This is a genomic window from Falsibacillus albus, assembly GCF_003668575.1.
Lineage (GTDB): Bacteria > Bacillota > Bacilli > Bacillales > DSM-25281 > Falsibacillus > Falsibacillus albus.
In genome coordinates this window covers 1-2,940 of the sequence record NZ_RCVZ01000036.1, presented here as the reverse complement: position 1 = coordinate 2,940, position 2,940 = coordinate 1, and the positions used below count along the sequence as shown (strand labels likewise).

Here is a 2,940-nt window from a genome sequence, read left to right as displayed (position 1 = left end):
ATCGCTTTGTATCTTTGGTTAAGTCCTCGATCGATTAGTATCCGTCAGCTGCACACGTCGCCGCGCTTCCACCTCGGACCTATCAACCTGATCATCTTTCAGGGATCTTACTAGCTTGACGCTATGGGAAATCTCATCTTGAGGGGGGCTTCATGCTTAGATGCTTTCAGCACTTATCCCTTCCGCACATAGCTACCCAGCGATGCCTTTGGCAAGACAACTGGTACACCAGCGGTGCGTCCATCCCGGTCCTCTCGTACTAAGGACAGCTCCTCTCAAATTTCCTACGCCCACGACGGATAGGGACCGAACTGTCTCACGACGTTCTGAACCCAGCTCGCGTACCGCTTTAATGGGCGAACAGCCCAACCCTTGGGACCGACTACAGCCCCAGGATGCGATGAGCCGACATCGAGGTGCCAAACCTCCCCGTCGATGTGGACTCTTGGGGGAGATAAGCCTGTTATCCCCGGGGTAGCTTTTATCCGTTGAGCGATGGCCCTTCCATGCGGAACCACCGGATCACTAAGCCCGACTTTCGTCCCTGCTCGACTTGTAGGTCTCGCAGTCAAGCTCCCTTGTGCCTTTACACTCTACGAATGATTTCCAACCATTCTGAGGGAACCTTTGGGCGCCTCCGTTACCTTTTAGGAGGCGACCGCCCCAGTCAAACTGCCCACCTGACACTGTCTCCCGCCCCGATGAGGGGCGTGGGTTAGAATTTCAATACAGCCAGAGTAGTATCCCACCGATGCCTCCACCGAAGCTGGCGCTCCGGTTTCTACGGCTCCTACCTATCCTGTACAAGCTGTACCAAAATTCAATATCAGGCTACAGTAAAGCTCCACGGGGTCTTTCCGTCCTGTCGCGGGTAACCTGCATCTTCACAGGTACTATAATTTCACCGAGTCTCTCGTTGAGACAGTGCCCAGATCGTTACGCCTTTCGTGCGGGTCGGAACTTACCCGACAAGGAATTTCGCTACCTTAGGACCGTTATAGTTACGGCCGCCGTTTACTGGGGCTTCGGTTCAGAGCTTCGCTTGCGCTAACCCCTCTCCTTAACCTTCCAGCACCGGGCAGGCGTCAGCCCCTATACTTCGCCTTGCGGCTTCGCAGAGACCTGTGTTTTTGCTAAACAGTCGCCTGGGCCTATTCACTGCGGCTCTCTCGGGCTTGCACCCTACCAGAGCACCCCTTCTCCCGAAGTTACGGGGTCATTTTGCCGAGTTCCTTAACGAGAGTTCTCTCGCTCACCTTAGGATTCTCTCCTCGCCTACCTGTGTCGGTTTGCGGTACGGGCACCCTTGACCTTGCTAGAGGCTTTTCTTGGCAGTGTGGAATCAGGAACTTCGGTACTATATTTCCCTCGCTATCACAGCTCAGCCTTCACGGTGATGGGATTTGCCTCATCACCAGCCTAACTGCTTAGACGCGCATATCCAGCAGCGCGCTTACCCTATCCTCCTGCGTCCCCCCATTGCTCAAACGGTCAAAAGGTGGTACAGGAATATCAACCTGTTATCCATCGCCTACGCCTTTCGGCCTCGGCTTAGGTCCCGACTAACCCTGAGCGGACGAGCCTTCCTCAGGAAACCTTAGGCATTCGGTGGAAGGGATTCTCACCCTTCTTTCGCTACTCATACCGGCATTCTCACTTCTAAGCGCTCCACCAGTCCTTACGGTCTAGCTTCAACGCCCTTAGAACGCTCTCCTACCACTGACACCAAACGGTGTCAATCCACAGCTTCGGTGATACGTTTAGCCCCGGTACATTTTCGGCGCAGAGTCACTCGACCAGTGAGCTATTACGCACTCTTTAAATGGTGGCTGCTTCTAAGCCAACATCCTGGTTGTCTAAGCAACTCCACATCCTTTTCCACTTAACGTATACTTTGGGACCTTAGCTGGTGGTCTGGGCTGTTTCCCTTTCGACTACGGATCTTATCACTCGCAGTCTGACTCCCAAGGATAAGTCTTTGGCATTCGGAGTTTGTCTGAATTCGGTAACCCGATGAGGGCCCCTAGTCCAAACAGTGCTCTACCTCCAAGACTCTTACCTTGAGGCTAGCCCTAAAGCTATTTCGGAGAGAACCAGCTATCTCCAAGTTCGATTGGAATTTCTCCGCTACCCACACCTCATCCCCGCACTTTTCAACGTGCGTGGGTTCGGGCCTCCATCCAGTGTTACCTGGACTTCACCCTGGACATGGGTAGATCACCTGGTTTCGGGTCTACGACCTCATACTCATTCGCCCTATTCAGACTCGCTTTCGCTGCGGCTCCGTCTCATCGACTTAACCTTGCATGAAATCGTAACTCGCCGGTTCATTCTACAAAAGGCACGCCATCACCCATTAACGGGCTCTGACTACTTGTAGGCACACGGTTTCAGGATCTCTTTCACTCCCCTTCCGGGGTGCTTTTCACCTTTCCCTCACGGTACTGGTTCACTATCGGTCACTAGGGAGTATTTAGCCTTGGGAGATGGTCCTCCCAGCTTCCGACGGGATTTCACGTGTCCCGCCGTACTCAGGATCCACTCTGGAGGGAACGAAGTTTCAACTACAGGATTTTTACCTTCTCTGATGGACCTTTCCAGATCTCTTCGTTTACTTCGTTCCTTTGTAACTCCGTGTAGAGTGTCCTACAACCCCAAGAGGCAAGCCTCTTGGTTTGGGCTAATCCCGTTTCGCTCGCCGCTACTCAGGGAATCGCGTTTGCTTTCTCTTCCTCCGGGTACTAAGATGTTTCAGTTCCCCGGGTCTGCCTTCCATACCCTATGTATTCAGGTAAGGATCCTGTTCCATTACGAACAGTGGGTTCCCCCATTCGGAAATCTCCGGATCAAAGCTTACTTACAGCTCCCCGAAGCATATCGGTGTTAGTCCCGTCCTTCATCGGCTCCTAGTGCCAAGGCATTCACCGTGCGCCCTTTCTA

Annotated in this window: 1 rRNA gene; it reads right to left on the bottom strand. The window is 53.2% G+C overall.

The features are described from left to right. Window positions 1-14: 14 nt before the first annotated feature. A 23S ribosomal RNA gene (locus D9X91_RS22280) occupies window positions 15-2,940 on the bottom strand; the annotation flags it as partial.